Annotated in this window: 21 protein-coding genes; 11 read left to right on the forward strand and 10 right to left on the reverse strand. The window is 75.1% G+C overall.

What is annotated here, in order from left to right:
- Nucleotides 1–36: 36 nt before the first annotated feature.
- On the forward strand, nt 37–429 hold the full coding sequence (locus AB0947_RS19545; protein WP_366751576.1) for a VOC family protein: 393 nt from the start codon (nt 37–39) through the stop codon (nt 427–429).
- 342 nt (nt 430–771) lie between these two features.
- Complete coding sequence (locus tag AB0947_RS19550; RefSeq protein WP_366751577.1) at nt 772–2,085, forward strand: cytochrome P450; 1,314 nt, start codon at nt 772–774, stop codon at nt 2,083–2,085.
- A gap of 12 nt (nt 2,086–2,097) precedes the next feature.
- Here AB0947_RS19550 and AB0947_RS19555 read toward each other — a convergent pair whose 3' ends face one another.
- The 3 genes from AB0947_RS19555 to AB0947_RS19565 form a co-directional block, all read right to left on the reverse strand.
- Nucleotides 2,098–2,652, reverse strand: coding sequence for a GNAT family protein (locus AB0947_RS19555; protein WP_366751578.1), 555 nt, complete (start codon nt 2,650–2,652; stop codon nt 2,098–2,100).
- A gap of 74 nt (nt 2,653–2,726) precedes the next feature.
- Nucleotides 2,727–3,308 (reverse strand): MarR family transcriptional regulator, encoded by a 582-nt coding sequence (locus tag AB0947_RS19560; RefSeq protein WP_366751579.1) that lies wholly within the window; start codon nt 3,306–3,308, stop codon nt 2,727–2,729.
- Complete coding sequence (locus AB0947_RS19565; protein ID WP_366751580.1) at nt 3,305–5,017, reverse strand: FUSC family protein; 1,713 nt, start codon at nt 5,015–5,017, stop codon at nt 3,305–3,307. Before AB0947_RS19565 ends, AB0947_RS19560 begins: the two co-directional genes overlap by 4 nt.
- 163 nt (nt 5,018–5,180) lie before the next feature.
- On the opposite strand from AB0947_RS19565, the gene AB0947_RS19570 reads away from it, so the two are divergent.
- The 4 genes from AB0947_RS19570 (at nt 5,181) to AB0947_RS19585 (ending at nt 8,693) form a co-directional block, all read left to right on the forward strand.
- Nucleotides 5,181–5,750, forward strand: coding sequence for a DUF5134 domain-containing protein (locus AB0947_RS19570; RefSeq protein WP_366751581.1), 570 nt, complete (start codon nt 5,181–5,183; stop codon nt 5,748–5,750).
- A 705-nt stretch (nt 5,751–6,455) separates the two neighbouring features.
- The gene (locus tag AB0947_RS19575; protein ID WP_366751582.1) at nt 6,456–7,184 is read left to right on the forward strand and encodes a phosphatase PAP2 family protein; all 729 of its coding nucleotides are present in this window, start codon (nt 6,456–6,458) and stop codon (nt 7,182–7,184) included.
- Nucleotides 7,181–7,870, forward strand: a complete 690-nt coding sequence (locus AB0947_RS19580) for an HAD-IA family hydrolase (RefSeq protein WP_366751583.1) — start codon at nt 7,181–7,183, stop codon at nt 7,868–7,870. The genes AB0947_RS19575 and AB0947_RS19580 overlap by 4 nt, the downstream gene beginning before the upstream one ends.
- A gap of 154 nt (nt 7,871–8,024) precedes the next feature.
- Complete coding sequence (locus AB0947_RS19585) at nt 8,025–8,693, forward strand: helix-turn-helix domain-containing protein (protein ID WP_366751584.1); 669 nt, start codon at nt 8,025–8,027, stop codon at nt 8,691–8,693.
- 18 nt (nt 8,694–8,711) lie between these two features.
- Here the strand turns inward: AB0947_RS19585 and AB0947_RS19590 are convergent, their stop codons facing one another.
- Entirely contained in the window at nt 8,712–9,638 is a 927-nt protein-coding gene (locus AB0947_RS19590) for a DUF6214 family protein (RefSeq protein ID WP_366751585.1), read from the reverse strand.
- Nucleotides 9,639–9,665: 27 nt separating this feature from the next.
- On the opposite strand from AB0947_RS19590, the gene AB0947_RS19595 reads away from it, so the two are divergent.
- Nucleotides 9,666–11,006, forward strand: a complete 1,341-nt coding sequence (locus AB0947_RS19595; protein ID WP_366751586.1) for an FAD-dependent oxidoreductase — start codon at nt 9,666–9,668, stop codon at nt 11,004–11,006.
- Between the two features lie 125 nt (nt 11,007–11,131).
- On the opposite strand, the gene AB0947_RS19600 is transcribed toward AB0947_RS19595, so the two are convergent.
- Nucleotides 11,132–11,488, reverse strand: coding sequence for a helix-turn-helix transcriptional regulator (locus AB0947_RS19600; RefSeq protein WP_366751587.1), 357 nt, complete (start codon nt 11,486–11,488; stop codon nt 11,132–11,134).
- A 130-nt stretch (nt 11,489–11,618) separates the two neighbouring features.
- Here AB0947_RS19600 and AB0947_RS19605 point away from each other — a divergent pair, with 130 nt between their 5' ends.
- Nucleotides 11,619–12,698: an NADH:flavin oxidoreductase/NADH oxidase gene (locus tag AB0947_RS19605; protein WP_366751588.1), complete on the forward strand. Its 1,080-nt coding sequence runs from the start codon at nt 11,619–11,621 to the stop codon at nt 12,696–12,698.
- A 42-nt stretch (nt 12,699–12,740) separates the two neighbouring features.
- On the opposite strand, the gene AB0947_RS19610 is transcribed toward AB0947_RS19605, so the two are convergent.
- The 4 genes from AB0947_RS19610 to AB0947_RS19625 form a co-directional block, all read right to left on the reverse strand.
- A complete protein-coding gene (locus tag AB0947_RS19610) occupies nt 12,741–17,030 on the reverse strand; it encodes a cation-translocating P-type ATPase (protein ID WP_366751589.1) in 4,290 nt (1,429 codons plus the stop codon).
- Nucleotides 17,031–17,039: 9 nt separating this feature from the next.
- Nucleotides 17,040–17,588: a hypothetical protein gene (locus tag AB0947_RS19615; RefSeq protein WP_366751590.1), complete on the reverse strand. Its 549-nt coding sequence runs from the start codon at nt 17,586–17,588 to the stop codon at nt 17,040–17,042.
- A 136-nt stretch (nt 17,589–17,724) separates the two neighbouring features.
- Complete coding sequence (locus AB0947_RS19620; protein WP_366751802.1) at nt 17,725–19,050, reverse strand: SGNH/GDSL hydrolase family protein; 1,326 nt, start codon at nt 19,048–19,050, stop codon at nt 17,725–17,727.
- A gap of 127 nt (nt 19,051–19,177) precedes the next feature.
- Nucleotides 19,178–20,416 carry a PHB depolymerase family esterase gene (locus tag AB0947_RS19625; protein ID WP_366751591.1) on the reverse strand — a complete coding sequence of 413 codons (1,239 nt, stop codon included), beginning with the start codon at nt 20,414–20,416 and terminating at the stop codon, nt 19,178–19,180.
- A gap of 396 nt (nt 20,417–20,812) precedes the next feature.
- Between AB0947_RS19625 and AB0947_RS19630 the strand changes: the two genes are divergently transcribed.
- Entirely contained in the window at nt 20,813–21,769 is a 957-nt protein-coding gene (locus tag AB0947_RS19630; protein WP_366751592.1) for a pectate lyase, read from the forward strand.
- A gap of 28 nt (nt 21,770–21,797) precedes the next feature.
- The gene (locus AB0947_RS19635) at nt 21,798–22,586 is read left to right on the forward strand and encodes a pectate lyase (RefSeq protein WP_366751593.1); all 789 of its coding nucleotides are present in this window, start codon (nt 21,798–21,800) and stop codon (nt 22,584–22,586) included.
- A 615-nt stretch (nt 22,587–23,201) separates the two neighbouring features.
- Here the strand turns inward: AB0947_RS19635 and AB0947_RS19640 are convergent.
- A complete protein-coding gene (locus AB0947_RS19640) occupies nt 23,202–23,972 on the reverse strand; it encodes a PaaX family transcriptional regulator C-terminal domain-containing protein (protein ID WP_366751594.1) in 771 nt (256 codons plus the stop codon).
- 71 nt (nt 23,973–24,043) lie between these two features.
- Between AB0947_RS19640 and AB0947_RS19645 the strand changes: the two genes are divergently transcribed.
- Complete coding sequence (locus tag AB0947_RS19645; RefSeq protein ID WP_366751595.1) at nt 24,044–25,759, forward strand: acyl-CoA dehydrogenase family protein; 1,716 nt, start codon at nt 24,044–24,046, stop codon at nt 25,757–25,759.
- Nucleotides 25,760–25,842: the final 83 nt, after the last annotated feature.

Genomic DNA, 25,842 nt, shown 5'->3' on the forward strand with positions numbered 1-25,842 from the left:
GGGACGAGGGTAACCCTGCCGCTAGGCTCCCCCCGCATGGTGCATGTACTCAGCAGCCGGATCCTGCTCCGGCCCACCGACCCCGAGCGCTCCCGCGCCTTCTACGGCGAGCGGCTGGGGCTGTCCGTCTACCGCGAGTTCGGTACCGGCCCCGAGCGCGGCACGGTCTACTTCCTCGGCGGCGGTTTCCTGGAGGTGTCCGGCCGGTCCGAGGGCCCGTCCGCGCCCGCGGTGCGGCTCTGGTTGCAGGTCGAGGACGTGCAGGCCGCGGGCGAGGAGCTGCGGGCGCGCGGCGTCGAGATCGTCCGGCCCCCGGTGCGGGAGCCGTGGGGCCTGGTCGAGATGTGGATCGCCGACCCGGACGGCACCCCGATCGTCCTGGTGGAGATCCCGCCGGACCACCCCCTGCGGCACCGGCCGGGAATCTAGCCTCCGGCCGGGCCGGTGCACGTGCCCTGCGGATATGACATATGCGGCATGTGCTGGAAAGATGGCGATTGTGCCATCTGGTGCTGGTGGGTTCATCGGACTCCCCGGCTGGACGGGCCCAGACAGGCGAGAGGAGCACATCATGATCGCCAAGCTGCTCGGCAAGCTGTCCTTCACCCGCCGCTACGGTGCGTACGGATCCCACGAGTGGGACGCGTACGCCGGCGACTGAGTCTGAGGGCAATCCCGGCGGGCGCCCCGGGCGCCCGTCGGCTGTGAGCCGTACTGCCGAGGGCATCGGCCTGGACAGGTACGAAGGTCGGGGACGATCTCATGGGCCGGATGATCGAGCCACCGCGGCTGCCCGGAGGCGGCTTCGCCGCCTGGAGCCGCGACCGGCTGGCGGAGGCACGCCGTGGCCTCGACGAGTGCGGAGACGTCTGGCAACTGGAGCCGGGTGTCTACGTGGCCGCCACGGCCGGACCGTGCGAGGCCGTGCTGCGCCGCGCGGAGGACTTCCCCAAGGCGCCCTCGCCGCTCTTCCCGCCGCTGAAGGGGTCGAACGGGGCGCCGACGGCTCAGGAGCGTCTGCACGCCCACGCCGCCCGTATGCGCGGACTGCGCGCGCAGGCGGTCGCGGCCCGGGTCGGCGAGATCGCGGCCGGAGCCGCGCTCTTCGCCGACCAGTGGCCGGCCGGCCAGGACGTGGAGGTCCTGCCCGCGGCCCGGCACGCCCTCGCGGAGATCGGTGTCCGCTACCTCTTCTCCGAGGACGCTCCGGCCCTGCTGCCGTTCGCCGCACGGCTCTTCCTGGCCCGGGAAGTGCTCGTACGCCCCTCCCGCTGGGAGTGGCCGCGGTGGGTTCCCACACCGGCACGGCGGTTCCGCACACGGCAACAGGCCGCCTTCACCGACGCCTTGCGGCCCATCGTCCGCCGGCGCCTCGCGTCGGGCCGGCTCGGCGACGACGTGCTCGGGCAGATGCTCCAGCCCTCCTCGCGCCACGGCCCGCTGCCGGAGGAGGCCGTCCTCGACACCCTTCCCGGAATCACCGTCGCCACCTTCGAGGCGCCCACCCGGGCGGCCGGGTGGATCCTGCTCCACCTGGCCCGGCACCCGCGGGCGGCGGACCGCGTCGCGGCCGAAGCCGCCTCGCTGCCCGCCGACCCCGCCGCGACGACCAGCGCCCACCTGGACGACCTGCGGTACACCCAGGCACTGGTACGCGAGGTGCTCCGGCTCTACCCCCCGAGCTGGCTGCTGACCCGGCGGACCGCACGGCGGACCGAGCTCGCCGGCTACGCCCTCGACGCCGGGTCCACCGTTCTGGTCTGCCCCTACACCGCGCACCGGGACGCACGGGAACACGCCGAGCCGGACCGGTTCCGGCCCGAGCGCTGGCTCGACGGTTCGGGCGCGCCGGCCGACCCCGGGCCCTTCCTCTCCTTCGGCACCGGGCCGCACGGCTGCGAGGGAGCCGCACTCGCCATGGCGATGCTGACGCTCCTGACCGCGCACACGGCCCGCTGCCACCGCTTGAGCGAGCCGTCCGGACCGGAACCCGGTTTCCGCGTCACCACGTTCGAAGGTCTGGCGACCCCCGGCCTGCGCCTGCGTGCCACCCCTCGGGACCCGGGGCGGTCCCGCCCCGGGTGACCGGCCCGCTCGTCACGGTCCGCTCGTCGTGCGCCGCCGGCCGAACTCGTCGGCGAGCAGGCCCAGCACGACGAGGTCGTGGTACCGGCCGGCGAAGAAGACGTGGTCCCGCAACCGCCCCTCCTCGGTGAAGCCGAGCCGGCGGGTGAGTGCCAGCGACGCCTCGTTGCGGGCGTGGATCACCGCCATGCACTTGTGATAGCGCCGTTCCTCGAACATGAAGCGCAGCAGCAGCGCCAGGGCTTCCGCGGCGTAGCCCCTGCGCCGGTGCTCGGCGCCGATCGCGACATCGAACTCGAACCAGCCCGAGTGACGGCCGGTGCGGTGCGAGGCGACCGTGCCGACCAGCTCCTGCCCGGCCGTCGTCTCGACCGCCAGCCGGAAGCGGTCGCCGTCGCACCCGGCGACGGCCTGCTCCTGCGCCCACGCACGGTAGCTCTCGGCGGACCGGGGCAGGTCCAGCCGGCCTACGCGCCGCCCGTCGTCGGCGAGGCGCGCGAACGCCGTCCAGTCGCCGGGCTCGATGGCCCGCAGGCGTACCCGTTCACCGCTCCAGGACGATGCCATGCCCGATTGGAACACGCCGTGGTACGCCCGGGGCCGAGAGGCACGCCGGGGCGGAAGCGCGGCGGCCGGCCCGGCTACGCCCGCAGGCCGCTCGCCCGGCCCTCCAGGCGGCTGAGCAACTCGGCGAGCAGGCCCGCGAGTTCACCCTGTCCGGCCGGGTCGAGGACGGACAGGACGGCCGTCTCGTAGGCGAGTTGTTCGGGGAGGATGCCGTCGACCAGGTCACGGCCGGTGTCGGTGAGGCGGACGTGGGCCACGCGGCGGTCGCGGGTGTCGCCGCGCCGTTCGACCAGGCCGCGCTCGGTCAGCTGCTTGATCCGCTTGGTGACGGCGGCTCCGGAGGAGAAGGTCTCCCGGGCCAGCTCGCCCGGGGTCAGCTCGTGTCCGGTGCGGCGGAGCGCGCCGAGCAGGTCGAACTCGGCGCGGCTCAGGCCGGCCCGGCGCAGCGGGGCGTCCTCGGCCTGCTGGAGCAGGGCGGCGCAGCGGTTGATTCGGCCGATGACCTGCATCGGCCCGGTGTCCAGCTCGGGGTGGACGGCCCGCCACTGGCTGACGACGGCGGAGACGGTGTCGCCGCGCGCGGGGTCGGTGCCGGCCCGGGGGCGGGTGCCGGTCGCGTCGCTTCCGGGCGTCGGTCCGCCGTTCGTCGCCGTCATGGCCGTATGTCCTCCGTCGTCCTGCCCGGGCCCTGGACCCGGTCGCGGTCCTGGTCACGGCCCGGGGCCTGGTGGCTGTCCGGGTCCTGCGGCACGAGGCCCTGCCGCCGTACCGTCGCCGCGAGCGTACGGTGTCCGGCCTGCTCGGTGAGCACGAGCCGTTCCTCGGGCAGGGCGCGCTGCCACCACTCGCCGGCCGCGGCGTCGGCCGTGGCGCGCAGATCGACGAGGGCGGCGGCCAGCGTACGGCGGGCGGACTCCAGCGCGCGGGGCTCGGCCTGCGGCTCGGCGAGCAGGCGGGCGGCGTGCTCGCGGGCCCGTTCCGCCGCGGTCAGGGCGTGCTCCAGGCGGTCGCCCGCGCGGCGGTTGGTGACGGCGACGGCGGCGACGAAGCCGACCAGGGCGCCGACGAGGGTGTCCACGATCCGGTCGGTGATCAGCTCGGTCGCGTCCTGGGTGCGGGCGAACTCCGTGATGAGCAGGGCCATCGGGGTGACGCAGACGGTGCCCAGCCAGTAGTTGCGGCCGATCAGCGCCTCGGCGCCGAAGTTGAGGGCGATGCAGCACAGCACCAGGGCGGCGGGGTGCAGGTGGGCGAGCGGGGCGAGCGCGGCGAAGAGCAGGACGCCGAGAAGGTTACCGACGACCCGCTGGACGCCCCGGCTCCAGGTGAGGGTGACGTTGGCCTGGTAGAGCGAGGCCGCGGTGACCAGCGCCCAGTAGGGGCGGCCGACGCCGAGCGCGAGGGCGGCGTATCCGGCGAGGGCGCAGCCGAGCGCGGTGCGCACGGCGAGCGGGGCGAGGGGGGCCAGGCGGTGCCACGGCGAGCGGGCGGGCAGGGCCTGTTCGGCGGCCAGACCGAGGAGTTCGTCGGCGGACTCGCGCGGCGTCTCGACGCGCGGGACACGGCCGGTGCCGCGCAGGTCGCGGGCCCAGGCGCGCAGCCGGACGGGGTCGGTGTCGGCGGGCGCGGCCAGGGCGACCTCGGCGCGGACGACGAGCTCTTCGAGGGCGCGCCGGGTGCGGTCGGGGCGGGCGCCGGCGGCGAGCAGCGACTGCCAGGCGGCGTGGATCGCGGCGGCGGTCGCGGCGCGGGCCCGGGCGTGGCCGTCGGCGGTGCCGCGCGTCTCGGCGTACGCGGCGGCGGCGTTCAGGGCCTGGGCGGTGGCGCGGCGCTCGGGGCCGTGCGGGCGGAGCAGCCCGGGGGCCATGCCGACCAGCCAGGCCCAGGCGCCGGCGGCCAGGGCGAGGCCGAGGTGGCCGGGGACCTGGCCGGGGGTCTGCGGCGCGAACAGCGAGGCGGAGCTGATGAAGGTGAGGACCACGTTGCCGGGCGGTCCGATCCGGGTGGCGTCGCACACGGTCTTCTGGGCCGCCGCGAGGACGGCGCCGACGGTGACGAGGACGACGGCGTTCGTGGTGAGCGCGGCGGCGAGCAGGGAGACGGCGAGACCGCCGACCATGCCGAGCACGACCCAGAGGAGCGTGCGGGCCCGGGCGGCGTAGGGCCGGTTGTGGCCGTAGAGCGCGCACAGGGAGCCGGCCATCGTGTACATGGCGAGGTCGAGGCGGCCGAGGGCGAGCAGGGTGAGGTTGGGCGGGGCGACCGCGGCCACCACGCTCAGCGCGGGCTTGAACCAGATGTCGGAGGGGCGCCCGAGGCGGAGGGTCGTCGCGAGGGGAAGACGGTGGGGGGTCGCACTGCTCATACCCATAAATTTAGCATGTGTTTTATCTGTAAAATAGTTCAGGGAGGGCCTGGTCACCTACCGTGCTCCCCCGCATGCTCCCCGTGTACCTCCTTGCGCTCGCGTGCGCTCCGCCGGCGGTGGGCATCGCACCCTCGACCGACCGTCGAGCGTGGAGGTGCGCGTGCACGGACCGGTGTCGATCGCCTGGCTGCTGGTCGCGCTGTGCGCGCTGACCGGGGCCTACTGCCTGCTGCGGATGCGCAGCGGTGTCGAGGAGCAGCGCCGGGCCGCGGGCGGCGAGGCGCTGATGGGCTTCGGCATGGCCGCGATGGCCGTCCCGGCGGCGGTGTTCACGCCGCCGGGATGGGCGTGGCCGGTGTACGCGGCGGTGTTCGGCGCGGCGGCCCTGCGCGCGCTGTGGGCCGCGCGCGGTGCCCCGCACCATCTGCACCACCTGGTGGGCAGCGCCGCGATGGTCTACATGGCGGTGGCGATGGCCGTGTCCCCGCACGCCGCCCACCACGGGCACGGCGGCACCGGCGTGCCGCTGCTCACCGGCGCCCTGCTGCTGTACTTCGCGGGGTACGTGCTGTTCTCCGGCGCCCGGCTGGTGCCGGCCCCCGCCCCGGCCGGCGGAACAGGCCCCACGGGCGGGGGCGGCCCGGCACACTGGGGCGACCGCCCCGAGCTGGCCCGGGCCTGCCGGCTGTCGATGGGGATCGGCATGGTGGCGATGCTGCTGACGATGTGACGACGGGCTCGGCGAGGCGCACGCCCGCGTCAGCGTCAGCGTCAGGAACGCGCACCCTCGCGGCACCGTCGGGAACCCGGAACCCGGAAACCCGGCCAGGGACGGCCCCCGCGGCCCTGTGCGGCCCGGCCGTGCCGCCGGGGAGGCCGTACGGGCACGTCACGCCGAACAACAGGTGGGCACACCGCTGCCGCCGGGCGGGGAGACGGACGGCGGCCGCCCCGATGTCCGGTGATCGCCCGGCCCGGCGTCCCGGCTGCTCGGCAACGAGAGGACAGGCGCGGGCCCGACACGACCGGCTGCCGCACGGGACGGTCGCCACCGGTCGCCGTCGACCGTCCCGATGCCGTTCCACAGGCTCCGGTGCCGCCCCGTGTGCGGCGGCTGACGGCCCTGCGCCGACGGGGCTGACCGGCGGCCCTCGCCGGTGCCCTCGGCCCGTCGTCGAGGGCGTCGTTGCACGGGCCGCCGGCGCCGGACCGATGCCGTCCACCCTGCGGGGCCCACCCGACGGCACCGTGGTCGCGACACCCCTGCCCCGCGCCGGTGCCCGGAGCCCCGTTGCCGAGGGCGCCGATGCACGGGCCACCGGCGCCGGACCGATGCGTCCGCCCTACGGGCCCCACCCGACGGCACCGTGGTGGCGGCGCCCCCCTGCCCAGTGGGGACTTGGCCACGGCGCCTCGGTTGCACAAGGATCACGGCATGCGCCATCGCCCCTCCGCTCCCCCGTCGCCCCCCGTCGCCGAGCCACCGACGACGCTCCGCAGAGCCGCCCGTCTGGCCGCCGCGCTCGGCGCCTGCTTCCTGGTGCTGCTGGTGCTCGTCGCCCTGCGCTGGCACCCCTTGATCACCGTGGACGGCGACATCTCCCGCACCACCCACCGCTGGGCGGTCGGCGACCACGAGGTGACGCCCGTCTTCCGGGTGCTGACGGACTGGGTGTGGGACCCGACCACCATGCGTCTGGTCTGCGCGGCGGCGGCGGTGTGGCTGGTCTGGCGGCGCGCGGCCTGGTGGACCGCGCTGTGGCTGGCGATCACCTGCGCGGCGGCCACGCTCGTGCAGCAGGCCGTGAAGTCCGCCGTCGGCCGGCCCCGCCCGGTCTGGCCGAACCCGGTCGACTCCGCGCACTACGCGGCCTTCCCGTCCGGTCACGCGATGACCGCCACCGTCGTCTGCGGCCTGCTGCTGTGGCTGCTGCACCGGCACGGCCCACGCCCCGCCCTGTGGCGCACCGCGGTGACGGCGGCACTCGTCTCGGTGCTGGGCGTGGGTGTCACCCGGGTGTGGCTGGGCGTCCACTGGCCCTCGGACGTGCTGGGCGGGTGGCTGGCCGGCGCGGCGCTGGTCGCGGCGGCGGTGACCGTCCACGAGTGGCCGCGCGACGGCCGGGTGTGGCCGTCGCACGGCCGGCGGAGTCCGGGCGCATGACCGCCGTGCTGTTCGACTTCTCCGGGACCCTGTTCCGCACCGAGTCCGCCGAGTCATGGCTGCGTGCGGTGCTGGACGAGACCGGTCACCCGCTGTCCGAATCCGAACTGACCCGCACCGCGCGGGCCCTTGAGGCGGCCGGCGCACAGCCGGGCGGTGCGGAGCCGGTGGAGCTGCCGGCGGACCTCGCGGCGCTCTGGGCGGTGCGGGACGAGAGCGCGGAGCTGCACCGGGCCGCCTACACGGGCCTGTCCCGCCGGGTGCCGCTGCCGGATCCACGCCTGCACGACGCCCTGTACGAACGGCACATGTCCCCCGCCGCCTGGACCCCCTATCCCGACGCCGAGGAGGTGCTGCGCACCCTGCGCGAGCGCGGGACCGGCGTCGGGGTGGTCAGCAACATCGGCTGGGACCCGCGCCCGGTCTTCCGGGAGCACGGGCTCGACGCGTACGTGGACGCGTACGTGCTGTCGTACGAACACGGGGTGCAGAAGCCGGATCCGCGGCTGTTCGCGGTCGCCTGCGAGGCGCTCGGCGCCGATCCGCGGCGGGTGCTGATGGTCGGCGACAACCGGGTGGCGGACGGCGGCGCCGCCGCGCTCGGCTGCCGGGTGCACTTCGTGGACCACCTGCCGGCGCCCCAGCGCCCCGACGCGCTGCTGCCGGTACTGGATCTCGTGGGCTGAGCACCGGCCACGAGCGGGTGCACCGCACCGCCCGTCTGAGACGATCCCCCGCGTCGCCCCAGACGGACGGCTGTTCCGGGCGGCCCCCAGGCATGGGGGCACCCGCTGCGTTGAGTATAGTTGGCTGGCAGCCAGTCAACGCAGGAGTTACAGGATGTCCCCGCGCAGCGCCTCGGTCAATGAAGAATTGCGGCGGCGTTCCCGGGAGCGGCTGCTGCAGGCCGCCGTGGAACTGGTCGGCGAGCACGGGTTCGAGGCCACGACGCTGGGCGACATCGCGGACCGGGCCGGTTCGGCGCGCGGTCTGGTGTCGTACTACTTCCCCGGCAAGCGCCAGTTGGTGCAGTCCGCCGTGCACCGGCTGATGCACCGGACGCTGGAGGAGGCGCTGGAGCGGGAGCCGCGCACGCAGGACGGCCGGGAGCGGCTGGCCCGGGCCATCGACGCGATCCTGGGCCTCGCCCGGGACCGGCCCGTGCTGATGCGCCAGCACATGGCGGGCCTGCTCCAGGCCGAGGGCTTCGTGCAGTGCCCGGAGCAGCGCCGGCTGGCGGAGCTGCTCGGCGACACCGTCGCCCGGTACGGGGCGCAGAACGTCTCGGCCGACTACCCGATGCTGCGGGCCCTGCTGATGGGCGCGGTGTACGCGGCGCTGGTGCCGGGGGTGCCCATGCCCGTGCCGGTGCTGCGGACGGAGCTGTTCCGGCGGTACGGGCTCGAGTGGGACATGGGTGTGCCCCCGGAGGTCGAGGCGGAGCGCGGGGCGGAGCAGGGGGACGTGTCCCGGTTCTTCGCCACGGAGGAGCGGCCCGGCACTCCCTGACGCGGTCCGGCCGCTCGGTCAGCGCCGGGCGTGGCGGGGTGCGAGGAGGCCCGCGTCCCGTGCCTGGGCGATCAGCCGCAGGGCGCGCCGGCGACCGCGTCCGGTCGCGTTCATCACGGCGAGCACCGGGTCGGCGCCCGCGTCCTGCGCCGCGCGGTACTCCCGCGCGACGAGCCGGCGGCCCTCGGTGCCCCGCGGCCAGGGCGGCCGGGCACGGCCCGCGACGGGTGGCCCGGTGACGGGTGGGCCGGCGTCGGGTGGGCCGGCGTCGGGCCGGGGTTCCCCGGTCGCCGGGGGCCCGCCGTTCGGGTCCACGCCGTCACCCGCTCCGCCCCCGTCCGCGCCCACACCGCGTGCCACGTCGGCTTCCGCGAGCACATCGCAAGCAACATGAGCGCCGGCGTCCACACCGGACGCCAAGCCACCACCGGCGTGCGCACCGGACGCCGGGTAGTCACCGGCGTCCGCCTCGCGTGCCACGCCCGCGTCAACGAGCACGCCGAAGGCCACGCGAGTTTCGCGCTCCACGTCACGCGCCCTGCCCGCACCGGTCTCCACGCCGCACGCCGCGAACAGCGGCCCCTCGATCCAGTCGGCGAGCGCCGTCAGGTCGGCGAGGGACAGGGCCGGCTCGGCCTGGACGTCCTCGATGGAGACACGCCCCGCGCTCACCACGGCAAGGGCGTCGACCCGGGCCCCGTCGGAGAAGGCCAGCCGGACCTGGAACCAGGACGTGACGCCGTCGTGCTCCCGCACCTGCCACGCGGGCCACACGGAGACCGCGCCATCCTCCGCGTGCCGATCAGAAAGATCAAGAAAGGATGCTTCTGGCACCCACGCAACGTAACGTCGTGACCACACCCGTACGCATGGACACGCACCCGGGTCACCCCACCGGCCCCTGCCCCCGGGGCCCGCACGGTGCCATGCTGGAGCCGTCCGCACATCCTCCTTCGGGCGAGGAGCACCGCTGTGCTGCGTGTCGCCGTCGTCGGTTCCGGGCCGAGTGGGTGTTACACCGCCCAGAGCCTCGTTCAGCGTGATCCGGAGGTCCGGGTGGACGTCCTGGACCGGCTGCCGTGTCCGTACGGCCTGGTCCGCTACGGCGTCGCCCCGGACCACGAGAAGATCAAGTCGCTCCAGGGCAGTCTGCGGACGGTGCTGGAGCACGAGCGGGTGCGGTTCCTCGGCGGGGTCCGGGTGGGCGGCCCCGGCGGACTGCCGGCACGGCGGCTCAGGGAGCTCTACCACGCGGTGGTGTACTGCGTGGGCGCGGCCACCGACCGCCGGCTGGGGATCCCCGGCGAGGACCTGGCGGGCAGCTGGTCGGCGACCGAGTTCGTGTCCTGGTACAGCGCGCACCCGGACGCGGCCGACGCGGGCTTCCTGCGCGGAGTGCGCACGGCGGTCGTCATCGGGGTGGGCAACGTCGCGGTGGACGTCACCCGGATGCTGGTCCGGGGTGCGGCGGAGCTGCGGCCGACGGACATCCCGCAGGCCGCGCTGGACACGCTGGCGGCGAGCGGGCTCACCGAGGTGCAGATGGTGGGCCGGCGCGGCCCGGCACAGGCCCGTTTCACCACCAAGGAGCTGCGTGAGCTGGGCGGGCTGCCGGACACCGACGTGATCGTGGACAAGGCCGAGCTGGCGCTCGATCCGGCCGATCCCGGCGCGCTGCCGACGGGGCCGCGCCGCAACGTGGAGGTGCTGCGCGACTGGGCGGCACGGCCTCCCGCGGTGGCCGCCGCGCGGCGGATCCGGCTGCGTTTCTTCCTGCGGCCGGTGGAGCTGCTCGCCGACGGCGGCCGGGTGGGTGCCGTGCGCTTCGAGCGGACGGCCCCGGACGGCACCGGCGGCATGACCGGCACGGGCCGGTACGAGGACGTGCCCGCCCAGTTGGTCCTGCGCTCGGTGGGCTACCGCGGAGTGCCGCTGGAGGGCCTGCCGTTCGACCCGGCGAGCGGCACCGTCCCGCACCAGGAGGGCCGGGTGCTGCGCGACGGCGTCCCCTGCCCCGGCGAGTACGTCGCCGGCTGGATCAAGCGCGGCCCGACCGGGGTCATCGGCACCAACCGGCCCTGCGCCAAGGAGACGGTGACCTCGCTGCTCGCGGACGTTCCCGCGCTCGGCCGCGCGGTCCTGCCGGAGGAACCGGTCGCGGCCCTGCGGGCGGCGGGCGTCGAGCCCGTGCCCTGGGACGGCTGGCTGGCGATCGAGCGGGCGGAGACCGAGCTCGGGGCGCGGCTGGGGCGGGGCGTGGTCAAGCTCTCCGACTGGGACGCGCTGCTGGGAGCGGCGCGGGTGCTGTCGTAGCGCGGCTGTCCCCGCCCTGTTCGAGGCGCCTGCGGCCTCGCCGCCCACGGTCGACGGCACGGCGACCGCCCGCGTACGTCGCGAGCACGTGCCCGCTCTTGGACCACCTCGCGGTGGGGCGCGGTTCAGCCGTCGGCGCGGAGCCGGCCGGACTGACGGTCGGCGGCGGTGAGGAGGCTGTCGAGCAGCCCCGGGAAGAGGCCGTCCAGATCGTCGCGGCGCAGGCCGTTCATCTTGGCCGTGCCCCGGTAGACCTGCCGGATGACCCCGCTCTCCCGCAGCACCCGGAAGTGGTGCGTACTGGTGGACTTGGTGACCGGCAGGTCGAACTGCGAACAGGACAACTCAGTTCCCTGCACCGCGAGTTCGCGCACGATCCGGAGCCGCATCGGATCGGAGAGCGCGTGCAGCACGGACTCCAGCCGGATCTGCTCCCGCGCCGGATGCGGCAGCGCGCGGCCGGCGGTGGCGGTGTCGGTCACGGCGACTGCCCCTTCCTCACAAGATGCTCGACTGCCCGCATTGTACGAGATCCATCGTAGTTTGACATCCATCGTAGTACGAGGGGTACCGTACGAACCGATCAGCGGTCCGTGACGAATGGAGTCCGTCGTGAGTGCGCTCTTCGAGCCCATCACCCTGCGCGAAGTGACCATCCCGAACCGGGTGTGGATGCCCCCGATGTGCCAGTACTCGGCCGACCCGGAGGGCCCGCTCGCCGGCGCTCCGAACGACTGGCACTTCGCGCACTACGCGGCGCGGGCCGCCGGCGGCACCGGCCTGATCGTGGTGGAGGCCACCGCGGTATCGCCCGAGGGCCGGATCTCCCCGTACGACCTCGGGCTGTGGAACGACACCCAGGTGGAGGCCTTCCGCCGGATCACCCGCTTCCTCACCGCACAGGGCACCGTGCCGGCGGTCCAGATCGGCCACAGCGGCCGCAAGGCGTCCACCGACCGGCCGTGGAAGGGCGGTGCGCCCGTCGGGCCCGAGGCGCACGGCTGGCAGCCGCTCGCCCCGAGCCCGCTGCCGTTCGACGCACGCCACCCGGTGCCGACCGAGTTGACGGCGGACCAGATCGCCGAGATCACCGGGCAGTTCGCCGCCGCCGCGCGCCGGGCGCTCGCCGCGGGGTTCCAGGCCGTCGAGATCCACGGTGCCCACGGCTATCTCGTCAACGAGTTCCTCTCCCCGCACTCCAACCACCGCACCGACGCCTACGGCGGCTCGTACGAGAACCGCACCCGGTTCGCCCTCGAGGTCGTGGACGCCGTACGGGAGGTGTGGCCCGCGGACAAGCCGGTCTTCTTCCGCGTCTCGGCCACCGACTGGCTCCAGGACGGCGGCTGGACCCCCGAGGACACGGTCCGCCTCGCCCGCGACCTGCACGCCCACGGCGTCGACCTGCTCGACGTCTCCACCGGCGGGAACGCCGCCGGCGTCAGCATCCCCACCGGGCCGGGCTACCAGGTCCCGTTCGCCGCCCGGGTGAAGGCCGAGACGCCGATGCCGGTCGCCGCGGTGGGCCTGATCACCGAGCCCGGGCAGGCCGAGAAGATCGTGGCGAACGGCGAGGCGGACGCGGTCCTGCTCGGCCGGGAACTGCTGCGCAACCCGTCCTGGGCCCGTCACGCGGCACGTGAGCTGGAGGCTCAGGTCCGGGTCCCGGACCAGTACCACCGTTCGGTCTGAGCCGGTACGCCGGGCCGCCCCCCCCCGGCCCGGCGACGCGCTTCAGTCCGGCAGCAGCCGCACGACGGCCCGTTCCAGCCCCGGCAGGGCGCGCTGGCCCGCCAGGGCGAGGGCGATCGCGGCCACGACACCCGCCCAGGCGACCGGGCCGAGCGGGGTGCAGCCGAAGACCCGGCTGATGCCCGGGGTCTGGACCACGGCCACCAGGGCCAGCGCGGAGCCCAGCGAGGTGATCTGCACCAGGCGGCTGTCCCGCCGGTCGAGGAGCGTCTGCACGAGCTGGGTGCCCACCACCCCGCACAGCGCCATGGTGCCGGAGCGACGGGCGGTGCCCGGCGTGAAGCGGCCGATCAGCCAGGCCGTGAGCGCGCCCAGGCAGGTGGTCAGGGCCCGGTGCCGGATCTGCCGCAGCAGGGGGTCGCCCAGCACTCCGGCGGCCTCCTCCACGTGCCCCAGGTCCGCCTCGCCCTCCTTCTCGGTCACCGCCACCGCCATCGACGGGAACAGGTCGGTGAAGAGGTTCACCATGAGCATCTGCCGGGTGGACAGCGGCGCCCGGCCGGACAGCAGCGTGCCGAGGATGCCGAACCCGACCTCGCCCGCGTTGCCGCCGATCAGGATGGCGATCGCGTCGGCCACGCTGTGCCACAGCGCGCGGCCCTCGCCGACGGCGTCGATCAGCACCGTCAGGTCGTCGTCGGTCAGCACGATGTCCGCGGCGTTGCGCGCGGCGGCCGATCCGCGCGCGTTGATGCCGACGCCGATGTCGGCGGCGCGGATGGCCGCGGCGTCGTTGGCGCCGTCCCCGACCATGCCGACCACCCGGCCCGCGTCCCGCAGTGCCTCCACGACCTGGAGCTTCTGCTCGGGCGCCACCCGGGCCACCACGCCCGCGTCCCGCAGCATCCGGGCCCGGGACGCGCGGTCGGCCGCGGCCAGCTCGTCGCCGGTGACCACCACGGTGTCCTCCGGCCAGCCAAGGTCGGCGGCGATGGCCCGCGCGGTCTGCGGGTGGTCGCCGGTGAGCATGACCGGTCGTACGCCCGCGCCGTTCAGCCCGTTCACCAGCGCCGTGGAGGTCTCGCGGGGTACGTCGGACAGGGCCAGCAGGCCGATGAACTCCAGGTCGTGGAGGGGCTGTTCGGGGACGTCCGACTCCTGCTCCGCCGCGTCGAGCCGCCGTTCGGCCACCGCCAGGACCCGCAGCCCGGACCCGGCCAGCGTGTGCGCGGACTCGGAGGCGTGCGCCGGCAGCCCGGTGCAGGCGGGCAGCACGGTCTCCGGGGCGCCCTTGACCACCAGGACCGCCGGGCCGTCCCCGCTCCGGCCGACGCCGGCGGCGTAGCCGCGCGCGGCCTCGAACGGCAGGTCGGCGAGCTGGGTCCAGCCGGGGTCGGGCGGTGCCGCGGCCAGCACGGCCTCGTCGGTGGCGTGCACCGGCCGGCCGGAGCCGCCGTTCAGCCGCGGGCAGGCCCGCGCGGCAATGCGGATCGTCTCCTCGGAGCCGGCGTCGTCCACCGCGTGGACCGTGCCCCCGGCGTCGGAGGTGCGCACCAGCCGCAGCCGGTTCTCGGTGAGCGTGCCGGTCTTGTCGAAGCAGATGGTGTCCATCCGGCCCAGCGCCTCCAGGGTGCGCGGGGTGCGCACCAGGACGCCGCCACGGCTCAGCCGCCGGGCGGCGGCGAGCTGCGCCACCGTCGCCACCAGCGGCAACCCCTCCGGCACGGCCGCCACGGCCACCGCCACCCCGCCGCTGACCGCCTCGCGGATCGGGGTGCCGCGCAGCAGCGCCAGCCCGGTCACCGCGGCGCCGCCCGCCAGGGTCAGCGGCAGCGCCTTGCGGGTGAGTTCCTGGAGCCTGGCCTGGACGCCGCCGGCCGGGGGCGTGCGGGCGGCGAGGTGGACGGCGCGGGCGGCCTCGGTGCGGTCGCCGGTGTCGACGACGATGGCCCGGGCCTCGCCCGCCACCACGGTCGTGCCCTCGAAGACCATGCACCGCCGGTCGGCCACCGCGGCGTGCGGAGTGGGAGCGGTCCGCTTCTCCACCGGCAGCGACTCCCCGGTCAGGGCGGACTCGTCCACCTCCAGGCCCTCCTGCCACAGCAGCCGGGCGTCGGCGGGGACCACGTCGTCCGTCTTGAGCTGGATCACGTCGCCCGGCATGAGCTTGCCCGCCTCCACGGTGCGGGTGGCGCCGGCCGGGGCCTCGGTCTCCGGCGGTACCAGGCGCGCCCTCTGCTTCTGCTCCGCGACCAGCCCGGACAGGGCCCGCTCCGCCCGCAGCCGCTGGATGCCGCCGACGAGGGCGTTCAGGTCGAGGGCGCCGACGACGAGCAGCGCGTCCATGACCGAGCCGAGGATCGCCGACGCGGCCGAACCGACCGCCAGGACCGGGGTGAGCGGGTCCTGGAGTTCGCTGCGGACGGCGCGGCCGAGCCGGTAGGTCCAGCGGGCGGGCGCGGCGGCCGGATGCCGGCCGATGCCCTCGGCCGCCTTGCGCATCCGGGCGGCCGGCGTGTCGGACCGGCCGCTCTCGGCGGCCGGTTCGCGGGCCAGCCGGTCCCGGGCCTGGTCCGCGTCCAGCTCGTGCCAGTGCACCCGGGGCCGCGGATGCGGGGCGCGGGCCGTCGCCACGCCCAGTGCGGAACGCATCCCGGACAGCAGGGCCAGGGCGGCGCCGGCGTCGACGGGTGCGTGCCGGAGCCCCGGCAGCAGGGACCGGCGGCCGCGGCCGCCGCCGGACTCGCCGACGGCGACGAGCAGCCCGGACAGCGCGGCACCGGAGCGGGCCAGGGTCTGCGCCCGGTGCCCGACCCGGCGGGCGGCCGGCACCGCGGTCAGCACCCGCCACACGTCGGGCAGGCCGTGCAGCGCGAGGAGGTCCGCGCCCCAGACCACCGCCCCGTCCCGGTCGGTCAGGGCGAGCGCGACATCGGCGGCCCGCAGGGCGCCCAGGACGTCGTGCTCGTCGGCCGTGCGGACCCGGGCGACCACCAGGACGGCGCCCTCGTCGCCCCGCGCCTCGTACACGACGTCGTCCAGCGGCCGGCGTGCGTCGACGACCTGGTCGGCGAGGCCGGTGAAGTCCTCCAGGGCCGGGTCGTCCACGAGGACCACCCGGAGTCCGGCCCGGCGGGCCGCGTCCAGCACCGGTTCGGTCCACGGGTCGGCCTCGCCGTCCGCGGTGCGCAGCGCGCTGGGGTGCAGGACGACCGTGCCGGCCATCTCCAGCTGGCGCAGCCGCTCGGGGGCGCGGACCAGCACGCCGGTGCGGGCCAGGGCGGCGCTGAGCACGGCGTGGAAGGCGGCGGGACCGTAGCGGGCGGCCTTCGGGGAGCCGGCCAGCACCGCTTCGGCCGCCTCGGCGCCGTCGTGCTTGACCAGGAGGGTGGCCGCCGCGCCCAGGAGGCTGCCGGCGGAGGCGTGGGCCGCGTACTCCTGGGCCGGGGAGACGCGCAGCGGCGGGCGCGGCGGGCCCTGCGCGGCGAGGCTGACGCGGCCGGGGGCGCACAGCTGGTCGTGCACCGTGTCGAAGGCGGCCGAGCGGGCCACCGTCTCGGCCACCTGGCAGGCCCGCAGGGCGCCGTCGAGCACCAGGGAGGTGGGGGTCTGGCCGGCGCCGTGCACGGCGGCGTTGGCGCAGGTCAGCAGGAGGTCCATGCCGGTGTCGCCGAGCCGGGCGCGCAGCCACGCGCGGAAACGCGGGTTCTCCCGCAGGAGGGTCACGACCGCGGTCGCCACCCGGGGCGAGGGCGGCAGCCGCAGCGCGTACGCGGTCAGCGCCACCGCGATCCCGGCGCCGTCGACGGCGAGCGTGGCCAGCGCGGCGCGCACTCCGGCCGGGTCGGCCGGATGCGTGGTCTCGTCCACGTCTCCGTCCGCCAGGACGAGCCCGTGCCGCTCGGCGAGGCCGGCCGCGTGGTCCAGGACGCGGTCGACGGCCTCCTCCCCGGTCGCGGTCACCACCAGGCGGGCGAGTCCCTCGTCCCAGTAGGCGACGAGGACGTCGGGGTGGTCCGCCAGCGCCTCGGCCATCCGGCGCGCCAGGTGCTCCGTGCCGCCCGCGCACCGCGCCCGCGCCTGTTCCAGCGGCCGTACCGCCAGGTGGGTGCGGGCGCCGGACCGCCAGTGGTCACCGGAGCCGGGCAGCGCGTAGCGCGCCACCCGGCCCACACGCGCGGCGGCGCCAAGGCCGCGTACGCCGGCGCGCGCGGTTCCGGCAGCGGCACCGGCGGCCAGTCCGGCCGCCGGTGCCGCCGCCCGCGCGAGCAGGCGTGGCGCCGCCGACAGCCGGCGGACGGCGGACGACGGCGCTGTCAGCAGACCGGGCACATGCCCTCCTCAGAGCGTGGTGCGATCGGGGCGCGCGGTGGGTCCGAGGGGACCGGAGGACGTCCGGCCCGCGGACGCGCGAGCACCGTGGGAGGCCTCGGGCGGGCTCGGTTCCGCCGTGTGACCGGGCTGCTTGACCGGCCCCGGCGTCACGGTGCCGGCCGGTGCCGGGGTGTCCGCGGGGGTCCCGGCGCCGGCCGCCTGGCCGGGCTCGGGGCTCCCGCCGCCGGCCCTGAGGGCCGCGGTGCCCAGGTCGTGCGCCGGTTCCGCGGCCGGGGCCGCCTCCCCGGTGCCCGCCGGCTGCGGGGGCCGGGGCTGGGTGAGCCAGGCCACCGCCGCGCCGGTGAGGGCCACGGGCCACTCCACCACGCCCGCGGCGCCGAGCACCCCTGCTCCCGCGTAGACCGCCATGCGCCGGCCGCGGGGCGAGACCGCGCCGACTTTGTCCAGTGTTTCCTCGGCGGCCCTGGTCACCGTTCCGGCGCCGGGCACCCTGCGCAGTACCGAGGCCGCGCCGCGCAGGGGCGCCGTGAGGGCCGACGACTTCTGCTCAGCCATGACTCTCCTCGGGTGAGATCGTCTTGCCTGCCCCACCGAGTGCCCGCGACCATGCTGGTCATCCCCTCTTTTCGTAGGGAAACCACCTTTTCCAAGGAAATGCCACGAATCCCCTGAGCGCCACCCGCCCCGCCCGTCAGGAGGCGCGCCGGAACAGCGCCGCCGGCACGGCCGCGGCGAGGACGCCGTACCCCTCGGGGTTGAGGTGCAGCCAGTCCCCGGCGTGCAGCGCGGGCCGGAGCCGGTCCGGCGCCCCGGGGTCCCGTACCGCCCGGTCGAAGTCGATCACCGCGTCGAAGTGGCCGGGGGTGCGGATCCAGGCGTTGACGCGCTGCCGGGCGGCCTCCCGCTCGCCCGCCGGATCGTCGTACGGGGTGCTGCCGCCGAACGGGGTGAGGGTCGCGCCGTAGACCCGTATGCCCTGGGCGTGGGCGCGGACGACGATCTGCCGGTACCCGGCGATCAGGTCGTCGGTGACCGCGCGCTGTGCCTCGGGGGTGGCGTCGGCGGTGCCGATGTCGTTGACGCCCTCGAAGAGGACCAGCCAGGCCACGCCGCTGCGGGACAGGACGTCCCGGTCGAGGCGGGCGAGCACGTTGGGGCCGAGCCCGTCGTCGAGGACGCGGTTGCCGCCGGCCGCCTGGTTGAGGACGGCGATGTCCGAGGTGGCCGGGTCGCGGCGCAGGCGGTCGTAGAACTGGTCGGGCCAGCGGTCGTTGCCGTTGGTGGTGGAGCCGCGTCCGTCGGTGAGGGAGTCGCCGACCAGGGCGACCGCCTCGGTACGGCCGGGCGCCAGCACCTCGACGTCGCTGAGCAGGTACCAGTGGTCGACGGCGGTCGCGCCCGGGAGGTCCTGGTCGCGTGTGTGGTCGCCGTGCGTCAGGTACGACGTGGTGCGTGAGCCGGGATGGGAGGTGAGCGCGAGCGACGCCTGGCCGCGCGCGGTGTACGCCGTCACCGTCAGCTCGGACCCGGCGCGCAGCTCGAAGTCGAGGGGGTCGGAGACCATCTGGGCGCCCACCGGGACGGTCGTGGAGTCCCGGCCGGCGAAGGTGACCCGGCGCAGGGTCCCGGGTTCGACCGCGCTGACCCCGGCCCTGCCGTCGCGGGGCAGGGCGACGGTGACGGCGGTCAGCGGCAGCGGGGTGTCGCCGTACGCGTTGGAGAACCGCAGCCGGACGCGGGGGCCGCCGGCGGTGACGCGCACCGTCTGCCGCAGGGTGGTGTCGGCGAGCACCGACTTCTCACCGGTGTACGGCGCGGGCGGCAGGTTGGCGGGCTCGGTCAGCTGGGGCATGCCGGTCCAGGTGTTCACCCAGTGCCGGCCGGGGCCCGCCGCGGGGGTGGCCGCAGCCGCCCGCTTGACCAGCGCTGTGAGCGCCGAGGCCGTCACGGCGAGGGCGAGGACCAGGACGCAGGTGCCGAGGACGGTGGCGAGCGGTGTTCTGCTGGGCGGCTTCACGGAGACCTTCCGGGGGTGCGGGGCGACGACGGGTGCGGGATGTGCGGGGTGACGCGAGGGGCTGTCCGGGGCGCGGGTGCGCAGGGGCGCGCACCTGGGGCTCATGCCGCTCCGGCGCGCGCCCGGGTCATCGACCGACCGTGCACGTACTGCCGTTGAGGGTGTACGCGGCCGGTGCCGCGCTGTTGCCGGTGTGCGTGGCCTGGTAGCCGATGGTCACGCTCGCGCCGGGGGCGAGGGTGGCGTTGTACGGCGTGTTGGTCGCCGTCACGGCGCCGGAGGCCGGGCTGTAGGTGGCGTTCCAGCCGTTGGTGATGGTCTGGCCGGCCGGGAGGGTGAAGCCGAGCTTCCAGCCGTTCAGCGCGGTCGTACCGGTGTTGGTCACGGTCACGGAGGCGGTCAGACCGGTGTTCCAGGCGCTGACGCCCGCCGTTACCGCGCAGGCGCCGGCGGGCGGTTGCGGCGTGGTGGTGCCGCCGTCGATTCCGAAGAAGGCCAGTGCCCGGGAGGCCATGCCGGGGCCGTAGAGGTTGTGGCCGACGCCCTGGAGGCTGATCGCCTCCACGGGGGCCCGGTCACCGGTGGCGCCGTAGCGGGTGCGGGTCCAGCCGGAGACGGGGGTGTCGGTCACGGCCGGGGTCTGGCCCACACCGAGCACGTTCGTCCACTGCTTGACCTCCTCCCCGAAGTCCGGGTAGCGCAGGGTGTCGTCGGCGGTGCCGTGCCACAGCTGCATCCGCGGGCGGGGACCGGTGTAGCCGGGGTAGGCGGCGCGCACCAGGTCGCCCCATTCCTGCGGGGTGTGGGTGACGGTGCCGCCGGAGCAGGCGCTGTTCCACTCGGAGCCGTCGGTGGTGGCGAAGCAGCCGAAGGGGACTCCGGAGAAGGCGGCGCCCGCGGCGAACACGTCCGGGTAGTCGCCGAGCAGGACGTTGGTCATCATGGCGCCGGAGGAGATGCCGGTGACGAAGATCCGGCCGGTGTCGGCGGCGTAGGCGCGGGCCGTCCAGTCGACCATGGACCGGATGCCGACGGGGTCGCTGCCGCCGTCGCGGCGGAGCGCCTGCGGGGAGGAGACGTCGAAGCACTTGCTGCCGCGGGTCACCGACGGGTACACGACGACGAACCCGTACCGGTCGGCCAGCGAGGCCCATTCGGTGCCGGAGTACATCGCGGAGGCGGAACCGCCGCACCAGTGCACGGCCACCACGACCGCCGGGTGGGCGGTGACGTCGTCCGGCACGTAGAGGTACATCCGGAGGTCGCTGGGGTTGGCGCCGAAGCCGGTGACCTCCGTGAGGGCGGCCGTGGGGACGGCCCGCTCCCGGGCCGTGGCCGGGGGCGAGGCGAGGGCCAGGACCGCCATGAGCGGCAGGAGAGCACCCAGGAGGGTGACAAGTGCCTTGCGGAGACCGGTTGTCGAACGGTGCGGTGAGCGGTGCGGTGTGGGGGGCACGTCACTTGTCCCTTCGGATCGCGGCTCGTGCGAGGGCGCGCTGCGTGCGCGTCGTGCGAGGAACACCCGGCATCGTGGCATGGACACGCAATTCATGGAAGCGCTCCCACGGCTTTTCCCGGTGACCGGAACCGCGCTGCGCGACCTGTTGACTAGAAAGCGCTTGCACTCTACGGTCCGTTCATCAGCGTGACCGATCGACGCCCGAAGCGGCTGTCGACGGCCATCGAACCCGCACATGCGTTCCGCGTGACGTACAGCATTCACGTACACAAACCCTCCCCCATAGAGAAGGGACGCACCCGCATGCGCATCAAAGGAGTTACCGGCGCGGCCGGAACGGCCGTCGCCGTGGCGGCTGCGGCCGTCCTCGCCCTGCCGCAGCCGGCCGGTGCCGCCGAGTCCGCGCCGGTCGGCTACGGCGCCGGCACGACCGGCGGCGGCAGCGCCCCCGCGGTGACGGTCTCCACCCTGGACGCCTTCAAGGCGGCCGTGACCGGCGGTTCCGCGAAGGTGGTGAAGGTGAACGGCCTGATCGCGCTGAGCGGCCAGGTCGACATCGGCTCCAACACCACCGTGCTGGGCGTCGGTTCGTCCTCCGGCTTCACCGGCGGCGGACTGCGCCTGAAGAAGGTCGGCAACGTCGTCATCCGCAACCTGAACATCAGCAAGGCCGTCAAGACGGACGCCCTGACCGTGCAGGCCTCCACGAAGGTGTGGATCGACCACAACACGCTGTCCTCCGACCGCGACCACGGCAAGGACTACTACGACGGCCTGGTCGACATCACCCACGGCTCCGACCAGGTTACGGTGTCCTGGAACGTCTTCAAGGACCACTACAAGGGCTCGCTGGTCGGCCACAGCGACAACAACGCGGCCGAGGACACCGGACACCTGCGGGTGACGTACCACCACAACTGGTTCGCCAACGTCAACTCCCGCATCCCCAGCCTGCGTTTCGGCACGGGGCACTTCTACGACAACTACGTGGTCGGCGCGGAGACCGCCGTGCACTCCCGCATGGGCGCGCAGATGCTCGTCGAGAACAACGTCTTCCGTGACACCCAGGTCGCCGTCACCACCAGCCGGGACAGCGACGTCGACGGATACGCCGTCCTGCGCGGCAACGACCTCGGCGGAGCCGCCACCGAGATCTCACAGGGCGGCACCTTCACCACCCCGCCGTACGGCTACACGGCCGAACCCGCCTCCGGGGTCGTCGCTTCGGTGACGTCGGGCGCGGGCGCGGGGAAGATCTGACCCCCACTCGGAAGAAGGCATTCGGGACATGACCTCATCAGCACGCGCGCGCGGTCTGCTGGGCGGCCTGGCCACCCTCGGACTGACGCTTGGCATGATCATGACATCGGACGCACCGGCGGGTGCCGCCACCTGGCCCAGCGCCAACGGGAGCCAGGCCGTCTCCGCCACGATCTCCGTGTCCGGCACCAAGGACTACGGGATGAAGCGGCTGTACGGCACCGGCGACCTCGGCAGCGACAGCCAGGACGAAGACCAGGGCCCCCTGCTGGAACTCGCCCCCGGCACGGTCCTCAAGAACGTCATCATCGGCGCCCCCGCCGCGGACGGCATCCACTGCCTCGGCAGCTGCACGCTCCAGAACGTGTGGTGGGAGGACGTCGGCGAGGACGCGGCCACCTTCCTCGGCTCCTCGTCGTCCAACGTCTACACCGTCAGCGGCGGCGGGGCGAAGGAGGCCAGCGACAAGGTGTTCCAGTTCAACGGCGCCGGCACGCTGAACGTCTCCGGCTTCGCGGTGAAGAACTTCGGCACGTTCGCCCGCTCCTGCGGCAACTGCAAGACGCAGTACAAGCGGACGATCAACCTCAGCGGCATCGAGGCGACCTACAAGGGCAGCAAGCTCGTCGGAATCAACACCAACTACGGCGACAGCGCGACCCTGAGGAACATCACCATCGTCGGGGACAGCAGCAAGAAGATCGTTCCCTGCCAGAAGTACACCGGGAACAACACAGGCAAGGAGCCGACCACGAACGGCTCGGGCCCGGACAGCACGTACTGCAAGTACTCCAGCTCGGACATCACCTACAAGTGATCGCCGGCTGCGAGTGATCGCCGGCCGGGCGCCCGGGGTGCCACCGTCACCCCGGGCGCCCGTGCGGCGCGTGCGGCGCGGTGAGCCGGACGCGTGTGCGCCGACCCGCGCCGCTCTGGGCCTCCGCCGGGCCGCTGACCATGCGGGGAGGCGAGCCTTCCCCGGACCGCCGAGGCGGGCCGATCCCTCCGGGTGGCGTGCGGGGAGCCGCGCCCCTCGGCGCCCCCGGGAGGCCGCACGCGGACGCGAGCCGCCGAGCCGCGTCTCCGATGGCGCGCACAGCACGGTCAGCCGGACACCCGCACCGGCCCACACCTCCGCGGAGCCGTCCGGCCACCGGGCGCCCCGGCCATGCGCGCACACGAGCCCCGTCCGAGCGGTTCCCCCAGGTGCGTGCACAGCGCGCTCAACCGGACGCCCGCGCCTACCCGGACACCCACGCCGCCCCAGCCGCCACGGCAGACCGCTCCCCCGCAGGCCCGCAAGCGCAAGGCCGGACGCCCGCGCCGGCCCATGTCTCGTGGGTCGTCCTCCACGCAGCCGCCGGCCACACCCGCCTCGCCCGGAGCGCCCCGGCAGGCTGATCCACCACCGGGGCCCCGCGGAGCCGTGCGGTCAGGGTGCGTCGTCCGGTTCCGGTGTGCCCAGGGTCGTGGCCAGTTGCCGCCGGTAGTCGGCGTAGGCCGTGCGCAGGTCCTCCCCCGGCCAGTCGGGGGGCAGCAGCGAGGACGGCAGGACCGGGTCGGTCAGCAGGTGACGGACGGCCGCCGCGTAGGCGGTGAGCCGGACGGCCGGGTGGCCGGCCCCGGTCGCGCGGGCCAGCAGGGAGCGCGCGGTGGCCGCCCAGTCGGTCAGCGGCCAGAGCCGGGCGGCGAGATCGCGCGGGGGCTCGTCGGGGCGCGCGGTGCACGTCAGCGCCACCTGCCGCACATCCCCCGGCAGGGGGCGGTCGAGGTTGGCCGGGCGCAGCCAGACGCCCTCGCGGAGTTCGGCCAGGCGCAGGGCGGTCAGCCGGGCGCGCAGGTCGGCGCGTTCGGCGGGGCCGCGGCCGGTCGCCGTGACCACCACCATCTCCCAGTCGCCGTCCCACGCGCGCGTGCGGGGCCGTACGGCTTCGTCCTGGCGGCGCTGCCGGACCAGCAGCCGGTCGCTGAGCCGGTAGACGGCGTCGCCGCGCCGCAGGTCGCCGGCGGCCACCATGCGGCTGAGCGCGGCCCGCAGTGTGGAGCCGCCGACCCCGAACGGCTCCACCAGCCGGACCAGGTCCTTCACCGGCAGCTGGGGCGGATGCACGCCGAGGAGCAGGCTCAGCACGACCGACCGGGCGGACAGCGGCCGCAGACCGGCGGCGTCCGCGTCCGGCTCCGCGGAGACGTTCATGCCCATGGCCCCGTACTGTACGTGCGTTCTCGTGTTGCATCATTGCTACAACCGCAGGAGGAGTGCAACATGCTGTCATGGTCTCGATTTCCGAGCAGTCGCAGTCGCTGACGCAGACGCAGTCACAGTCACAGTCACAGCCGCCCTCGCCGTCCCAGCCGTCGTACGCCACGCACGACGTGACCAACCAGCCCCCGCCGCTCGCCCCCTACAACCCCTCCGACGACCCGGCCCTGCTGGAGGGGCTGCGCCGGGAGGGCGCGGGGTGGGCCGAGGAGCGCGTCCGGCGGCTGGGGGCGCGCGCCGGCAGCGCGGAGGCGCAGGAGTGGGGCGAGCTGGCGAACCGGTACGAGCCGGTGCTGCGCACCCACGACCGCTACGGCCACCGCGTCGACGAGGTGGAGTTCCACCCCAGCTGGCACCACCTGATGCGGACGGCGGTCGCCGAGGGCCTGGCCGGCGCCCCGTGGGCCGACGACCGGCCGGGCGCGCACGTCGCCCGGACCGCGGGCGGCCTGGTGTGGGGGCACACGGAGGCGGGACACGGCTGCCCCACCTCGATGACGTACGCCGCCGTACCCGCCCTGCGCGCACAGCCGGATCTCGCCAAGGTGTACGAGCCGCTGCTCACCAGCCGCGAGTACGATCCCCGGCTGCGCGTTCCGACGGAGAAGCCCGGGCTGCTGGCCGGAATGGGCATGACCGAGAAGCAGGGCGGCTCCGACGTCCGGACGAACACCACCACGGCCACGCCTACCGGGGAGGCGGGCGTCTACACACTGCGCGGGCACAAGTGGTTCACGTCGGCGCCGATGTGCGACGTCTTCCTGGTGCTCGCGCAGGCCCCGGGCGGGCTGTCCTGCTTCCTGGTGCCGCGCGTCCTGCCGGACGGCAGCCGCAACACCTTCCGCATCCAGCGGCTGAAGGACAAGCTCGGCAACCGGTCCAACGCCTCCTCGGAACCGGAGTTCGACCGGACCGTCGCCTGGCTGGTGGGGCCGGAGGGGCGGGGCGTGAAGACCATCATCGAGATGGTCAACTGCACCCGCCTGGACTGTGTGATGTCCTCGGCGACCCTGATGCGCAAGACGCTGGTCGAGGCGGGGCACCACGCCCGGTACCGCAGCGCGTTCGGCGCCCGGCTGATCGACCAGCCGCTGATGCGCAACGTCCTGGCCGATCTCGCGCTGGAGTCGGAGGCGGCGACGACGCTCACGCTGCGGCTGGCCGGCGCGGCCGACCGCGCGGTGCGCGGGGACGCCGGGGAGCGGGCCTTCCGGCGCATCGCCACCGCCGTCGGCAAGTACTGGGTGACCAAGCGCGGCCCGGCCTTCACCGCCGAGGCCCTGGAGTGCCTGGGCGGGAACGGGTACGTCGAGGACTCCGGCATGCCCCGGCACTACCGGGAGGCTCCGCTGCTGTCGATCTGGGAGGGCTCCGGCAACGTCAACGCGCTCGACGTGCTGCGCGCCCTCGGCCGCGAACCGGACACCGCCGAGGCGCTCTTCGCCGAACTCGCCCTCGCGCGCGGGGCGGACACCCGGCTCGACGCGACCGTGGCCGCGCTGAAGCAGGACGTGGCCGGAACCGATCAGGTGGGCGCACGCCGGCTGGTCGAGCGGATGGCGCTGGCGCTCCAGGCCTCCCTGCTCGTCCGGCACGCTCCGCACCCGGTCGCGGACGCCTTCTGCGCGAGCCGGCTGGACGGCGACTGGGGCCACTCGTTCGGCACCCTGCCCGCGGGAACCGACCTCGACGCCGTCCTGGAACGCGCCCTGCCCGGCCGGGACTGACCGCTGCACGCGCGCGTGCCGGGCGGTCGCGCCGGGTGGCCGGTCACCGACGGCGGATCGCACACAGTCAGCGCGCGGTTCCG

It is taken from the genome of Streptomyces sp. NPDC047841 (assembly GCF_040704085.1).
GTDB lineage: Bacteria > Actinomycetota > Actinomycetes > Streptomycetales > Streptomycetaceae > Streptomyces > Streptomyces argyrophylli.

What these genes read in the sequence shown, in the direction of transcription:
- AB0947_RS19565 (WP_366751580.1), bottom strand. Translation starts at nt 5,017, where the DNA reads ATGAGCAGTGCGACCCCCCACCGTCTTCCCCTCGCGACGACCCTCCGC.
- AB0947_RS19560 (WP_366751579.1), bottom strand. Translation starts at nt 3,308, where the DNA reads ATGACGGCGACGAACGGCGGACCGACGCCCGGAAGCGACGCGACCGGC.
- AB0947_RS19580 (WP_366751583.1), top strand. Translation starts at nt 7,181, where the DNA reads ATGACCGCCGTGCTGTTCGACTTCTCCGGGACCCTGTTCCGCACCGAG.
- AB0947_RS19615 (WP_366751590.1), bottom strand. Translation starts at nt 17,588, where the DNA reads ATGGCTGAGCAGAAGTCGTCGGCCCTCACGGCGCCCCTGCGCGGCGCG.
- AB0947_RS19645 (WP_366751595.1), top strand. Translation starts at nt 24,044, where the DNA reads ATGGTCTCGATTTCCGAGCAGTCGCAGTCGCTGACGCAGACGCAGTCA.
- AB0947_RS19625 (WP_366751591.1), bottom strand. Translation starts at nt 20,416, where the DNA reads ATGGCGGTCCTGGCCCTCGCCTCGCCCCCGGCCACGGCCCGGGAGCGG.
- AB0947_RS19585 (WP_366751584.1), top strand. Translation starts at nt 8,025, where the DNA reads ATGTCCCCGCGCAGCGCCTCGGTCAATGAAGAATTGCGGCGGCGTTCC.
- AB0947_RS19640 (WP_366751594.1), bottom strand. Translation starts at nt 23,972, where the DNA reads ATGGGCATGAACGTCTCCGCGGAGCCGGACGCGGACGCCGCCGGTCTG.
- AB0947_RS19550 (WP_366751577.1), top strand. Translation starts at nt 772, where the DNA reads ATGATCGAGCCACCGCGGCTGCCCGGAGGCGGCTTCGCCGCCTGGAGC.
- AB0947_RS19635 (WP_366751593.1), top strand. Translation starts at nt 21,798, where the DNA reads ATGACCTCATCAGCACGCGCGCGCGGTCTGCTGGGCGGCCTGGCCACC.
- AB0947_RS19545 (WP_366751576.1), top strand. Translation starts at nt 37, where the DNA reads ATGGTGCATGTACTCAGCAGCCGGATCCTGCTCCGGCCCACCGACCCC.
- AB0947_RS19630 (WP_366751592.1), top strand. Translation starts at nt 20,813, where the DNA reads ATGCGCATCAAAGGAGTTACCGGCGCGGCCGGAACGGCCGTCGCCGTG.
- AB0947_RS19575 (WP_366751582.1), top strand. Translation starts at nt 6,456, where the DNA reads ATGCGCCATCGCCCCTCCGCTCCCCCGTCGCCCCCCGTCGCCGAGCCA.
- AB0947_RS19555 (WP_366751578.1), bottom strand. Translation starts at nt 2,652, where the DNA reads ATGGCATCGTCCTGGAGCGGTGAACGGGTACGCCTGCGGGCCATCGAG.